Source organism: Nonomuraea sp. NPDC049784, from assembly GCF_040659615.1.
Classification (GTDB): Bacteria; Actinomycetota; Actinomycetes; order Streptosporangiales; family Streptosporangiaceae; genus Nonomuraea.
On the sequence record NZ_JBFAMX010000647.1, the window covers coordinates 1 to 5,654 of the forward strand.

Annotated in this window: 4 protein-coding genes; all 4 read right to left on the reverse strand. The window is 64.5% G+C overall.

Translation table 11 applies throughout. The features are described 5' to 3' along the window. Positions 1–287 precede the first annotated feature (287 nt). Positions 288–1,436 (reverse strand): hypothetical protein, encoded by a 1,149-nt coding sequence (locus AB0J09_RS54585; RefSeq protein ID WP_360710171.1) that lies wholly within the window; start codon positions 1,434–1,436, stop codon positions 288–290. A 1,581-nt stretch (positions 1,437–3,017) separates the two neighbouring features. Further along, positions 3,018–3,770: a type II secretion system F family protein gene (locus AB0J09_RS54590; protein WP_360710173.1), complete on the reverse strand. Its 753-nt coding sequence runs from the start codon at positions 3,768–3,770 to the stop codon at positions 3,018–3,020. A 76-nt stretch (positions 3,771–3,846) separates the two neighbouring features. Further along, entirely contained in the window at positions 3,847–4,554 is a 708-nt protein-coding gene (locus AB0J09_RS54595) for a type II secretion system F family protein (protein ID WP_360710174.1), read from the reverse strand. 331 nt (positions 4,555–4,885) lie between these two features. Beyond that, a partial coding sequence (locus AB0J09_RS54600) for an ATPase, T2SS/T4P/T4SS family (RefSeq protein WP_360710176.1) occupies positions 4,886–5,654 on the reverse strand: 769 nt, incomplete at its 5' end.

A 5,654-nucleotide genomic window follows, 5' to 3' on the forward strand; every position in this document is an offset into this window, starting at 1 on the left:
ACCGCAGTCTGGATCAACGAACCCGCCAAGGAGGAACCCAGCTCCGATACAGAACAAGTCGCCTGATACGTCTCATACGGTTTGACAGCTACCGGTACGTCTCTCCGCTTGCCGACGCACGACTCTCAGATGTCTCCGGCCTGGTCACATTGGCCGCCACGCTCCGCCTGAACTTCAGCTCCGACACACCCTGGCGATCACCAGCCCAGCTCCCCGCTTCGAGTCCCAACTTGTCGTTGCAGAGCACCATCAAGAGCGCCAGTCATCGACGTCAGGCCTAAGGGAGACTAGAAACCATGACGACTGAGTAACTCATCGAAGAACTGTGTGAGCATGTCCCCCGCCTCTGACTGCTTCAGTTCGAAGCCGCCGAAGCGGTAAACTTCATGGCCCTTCAACCGGAGCTTGCGATCTTCGGCTACCATTTGCGCGTAGAGACGTGGCGAAGCGGTATCCCCCTCGGCATAATGCTGCTGGCCGTCCAGCTCGATAACAATCCTCACACCGTGAGGCAGCAGCAGAAGGAAGTCCATTCGCTCACGTAACAATGCGCCAGGCTTTCCAAGCCGTTGTCGTCGGGTACGGGGATCGTAATGCAGATATACTTGCGGGAGTAGCGCGGGCTGCCTACCTCCATCATCTCGCCCATAGCGTTTGCAGTAAGTCCAGAAGATTGTCTTCTCCGGCCAAAAATCCGACGACTCATCCAGGCTTGTATCGCATGATGCGATCAAACGCTCGTAGAGGTGATGACCAACCTCACGGTCAGGCGAATCACTCAAATGATGCTGTTCCCGCCACCAAGCCACGAGTTCCGTCCAGGTCAGACCGGAGTCGCCGAGGGGTCGGTCATAGAACAAGCAATACTCGGCATTTTTGGAGATTTCGACCACATTGTTGATGGCGTCCTGCAGAACGATTTCTGGCTTAGGACCGTTAGACGCAAAGATGATGTTCTTGAGTTGGCCATCCACACCTCGGATGAAACCTGCTTCCTCCTGATCTTCGCGTTCATTGAGTTCCCGGAAGACCGGCTCGAACACCTCCTGAAGATAGCCTCGACGTGCACCCCAGCCGCCCGACCCAGACATTCCATGGCCGGACCAGTATCCGTGAAATCCTTTGAAGTCCCTGAAGGGGAGTTCAAACTTGAGGCCCAGACGACGCAGGACTGAGCGCAGCGCACGCAGAACCAGGGCGATGTCATCGTCATTCAGAATCTGAGAGCTGTCGGTGCCGAATGCGACGAGTTCATCATGGGCGAGAGCAGCTAGACCGTGCGCGGCATCAAGGTCAGAGGTACCTTCAACGCGACCTTGCCTGACTTGGTCTACTAGGGCCACATCCAGCACTCGGCGCATACGATTTTCAGGGTCAAGCCCTATAAGATCCCATTCTGGGTTTTCTTCGCTGACCAAGAAATCGCCTGGTTGCACGGATCGATCTTACTGCGCCCCTTGCGGCCTAGCCAGACAGAAGATTGTCGATCAGTTCCTTCGCACGAGGCTGCGGCTGCTGACCGCCTTGCACCGCACAGCTTGGACAGCCGCGTGCTGGCGGACCTGAACAAGCTGGGCAGCTGTACGGCAAAGCCGCGCTTGTGACCAGGTCAAACTCGTACACCACTCCCGTGGACGCAACCCTTCAGAGCGATCTGGTCGGAATATGTCAGTGCTACCTGGCCTGATCGACGGGACAGAATGCCAGTGCCTGCACTGTCCGGCCTACGGCTGATCGCTCCCCTGTGAGGCTCATCGTCCCCCCTGCTTGTCGCTTGCGCTGGTCCGGAGGACGTGGCTGCTGCCGTGCTCGTGATCCATGCCTCGGGGAGGAGAAGACCAGGCGGTGCTGGAAACGGCAACCCCTTCAGCACCGCACTGTCGCGCTACTCCTCAGAGAAAGGCATTTGGTAGCCCCTCCCTCTGGCGGAGTCGTGCGGTCACGAGTAGCGAGCGTTCACATACGAGGCGCGTGCGCACGCGTTGAGCAAATAACCACCCTGGTGTGATTTAAGCCACATCCGTTACCATTCCTATGGGTTCATGGATCAAGAAACGGGACACGAGGCCATCCGCATCATGACATCACTCTCGGATCGGGCACCCCGGCTAACCAGGACACGAACCTAACCAGACACGCCGACTGCCGCGACAATGACCGTCGACATGCCTCGCTGCCGGTTGACGGCCGCGTAGTGGAGCCATCTGTTGCTGCGCGAACGGCTGGGGCCGGATCGGGCACTCGTGGGTGATTCGTTTCGTGCGCTGGGCGGTGTGGGGATGTCCCTTGGCGGCTTGCCCGTTGGGTGCACGGATTCGGCGGTGTCGGGTGCTGTCGGGTTGTTTCGGGGTGTGTGGCTGCGGCTCTGAGGGATCTTGCCTGTTGTCTCTCTGCCTGGCGTCGTGTGGGGGGTCGATTTCAAGGCGGCTTTGATGTCGTCTGGCGTGGTGGCGGGACTGTGCATCGTGCCTCCAGGTGGTGCTCGGAGCCGGGGTTTGTCCGGCGGGAGTCCTTAGGTTGGCGGAAGCAGGGTGGTGACCGGTGGACCGAGCGGCGTTCTGTGGATTGGCGATGGTCTGCGGTCCGTCCTTGTGGATAAGCGGTCCGTCCGTGTAAGCGAGTGGTCCTGGGGGTGGCGAATGGCCCTGCGGGAGGCGAATGGTCTTACGCGTGGCAAGTGGTCTCTCCTTGCCGGCGAGGAGCCCCTTCACGTGGGCGACCCTTGTCATGGGCGAGGAGTCCCTGCTCGTGGGCGACCCTTGTCGTGGGCGAGAAGCCCTCGTCGTGGGCGGTCCTCGTCGTGGGAAGTGTCTCGGGCGGCAAGTGGTCACGCCCTCGGAGCACCTCGGCGGGTGATCCGTCGCCGTCGCCAAGGTCGTCGGCAAGGGGCTTGCGGGTGATTTGCGAGGTGCACTGCAATGGCGCGGCTCGTAAAAGACGGTCGCCTGTTGATCGGCAGCTCGGCCGGGAGGGGCGCGATCGGCTTGTCCTCTTCCAGGATTGAGTCGGCTGTGGCTCTACGGGATGACGATTGTGGCGGCCAAGCCGGCTATTACCGGGATGATTCCTAGCAGGACGAATGCCGGTAGGAAGCACAGGCCCAAGGGAGCTACTGCTTTTACGCCGACGCTTCTGGCGGAGGCTACGGAGGCGGCTCTGGCGGCGTCGCGGGCGTCGTCGGCCAGGCGGGTCAGGACATCCGCCACCGGGGCGCCACTTTGAGCTGCTCGGCTCATGGCTCGGGAGAGCTGGGCCGTGGGCGGGTCCTTGGCGAGGGTGCCCCACGTGGGTTCGGGGTCGGCGCCGAGACGTAGCTGGGTGCTGACCCATTTCAACCGTTGGCCGAGTGGGCCGCCGATCGCATCGGCGGCTATGTCCGTGGCGGCGCTCACCGGGCGGCCTGCGAGGAGGCATGCCGTCATCAGATCGGCGGCGAACGGAAGGTCGGCCGCGATTCGCCAGCGGTCACGGTGGGGCCGCTGAGCTTGCTTTTTGTGGAGGAATATCGCGACTGCTGGAGTGATCAAGATGCCCGCGACGGCTCCGGCGACGCCGCCGATCAGAAGGGCGAGGATCAGGCCTGTGCATGCGGCGATGATGATCGTCTTGCGGGTGATGCGGGGTGGCGGCAAATCCAGCCAGGTCGGGTGATGCGGCTCCTCGTTCTGGTTATGCGCTCGTTGGTTCTCGGAGTGGAGTCTCTTCGGCGGGCGTAGGAGGGATAGGCGTTCCGCCGGTGTTCTTGGTGAGAACCACAGCCAGGCGGCCATGCCAGCGAACAACGCGGACAGCAACTGGAGCATCGACCAGGTCCTATCAAGATTGGTACGTGACTCGGCTGTGGGTTCAGGCTTGTGCTTGAGCTGCCATGCGATTGGTCCACCACAGGCCGCAGGCGTCCAGGGCGATGCCTGCGATCAGGCAGATGAGACCGGGCAGGCTGCCGAACAGGAAGTCCAGGGGGTGCATGTTCAGGGCCGCGGCCATCAGGAGTCCGAGGGCCGGGAGGACGGCGAGGAGCCTGGCCGTGGTGCGGGGCCCTGCCAACTGGGCGGCGACGTCCTGGCGATGAGCTTGGGCTGTGCGTAACGTGCTGCCGACTCGCTCGACCAGGGCGGCCAGGCCCGCGCCCACCGTGACACCCACCTCCCAGCAGGCTGCCAGTTGGCGTAGGCCCTCGCCTCCTTGGGGTGGGGCCGACGAGGTGAGGGCCGCGGAGACGTCGCCGCCGTCTCTCGCAGCCGCGATGACGGTGCGCAGGGCTTCCGGGGCCGGGAGGTCCACGGCCGCTATTGCCCTGGTCAATGCCTCTCCCGGGGTGCGGCCGGCCGAGAGCTCCGCGGACAGGGCCTGGCATAGCTCTATTGACGCCCGGCGCCAAGACTCCGCTCGGCGTGCGGGAGTTGGGCGGGTGAGCAGCCTGCTCAGGGATCTCCGTCGGGGCTTCTGGCCGCCCACGGTCAGCCTGGCCAGGCGGGTTGTGGGGGTGTCAGGGGCTGTCCACAGCCATACGGCGCAAGCTGTGGACAACGCGGCTATCAGAGCGCTGGTCATCGCGCTTCCTCCGGCGTGGACGCTGCGGCTATAAGGGGGCCGGTCATCGCGATCCCTCCGGGCTGGACGCTGCTGCTATCAGGGCGTCGATCATCGCGATCCCTCCCGGTTGGACGCTGCGGCTTTCAGCGTGCCGGTCATCGCCTGCTTCCGGCGTGCGCAAGGCGTTGTGTCTCGGACGACCGGATGATCCTGCTCGGCGTGGCGGCGGTGCACGATGGCAGGCGCCTCGAGGGCGCCTGAGCCTCGCTTGGGTGCATGGGCATCGGCGCCCTGAGAACGCCCTCCGGTCCGGCCGAGCCACCGCGCTCTGGCTGGGATGCGTGGGCCTTCATGGATGTGCTCTTTGCGACAAGGCCTTGTAGGCCGGGCCGGGCCGGAAGTTTCCCCGGGTGTCGAAGGTCAGGGCGGGGATGGACTCGACGAAGCCGGTCGACGTTCTGGAGAGCAGGCAGATCTCAGCAACGCGGCGTCGGCCGTCCGGGCGGCCGCGGGTCAGGTGGATGACCGCGTCGAGCGCTGCGGCCAGCTGGCTGTGCACGGCTTCTCTGGTCAGGCCCGCCGCGCAACCCAGCGCCTCCAAGCGAGGTGGCACGTCGGCAGCGGTGTTGGCGTGAAGTGTGCCGCAGCCGCCCTCGTGACCCGTGTTGAGCGCGGCCAGCAGGTCGACCACCTCACTGCCCCTCACCTCTCCCACCACCAGGCGGTCGGGGCGCATGCGCAGCGCCTGGCGCACCAGGTCGCGTAGGCCCACCCCGCCCGCGCCCTCCAGGTTGGCGGGGCGGGTTTCCAGGCGTACCACGTGGGGGTGGAGGGGGCGCAGCTCGGCGGAGTCCTCCACCAGCAGGAGGCGCTCTGCCGGGTCCGCCAGCGACAGCAACGCCGACAGGAGTGTGGTCTTGCCCGTGCCGGTGCCGCCTGTCACCAGGAACGCCAGCCTGGCTGTCACCATGGCGGTCAGTACCGGAATCGCGGACGGGGTGACCGTCCCCGCCGACACCAGGTCTTCCAGGGTGAACGTGCGACGCGGCGGCAGGCGCAGCGACACGCAGGTGCCGCCCGACGCCACCGGCGGGAGCACGGCGTGCAGGCGGACGCCG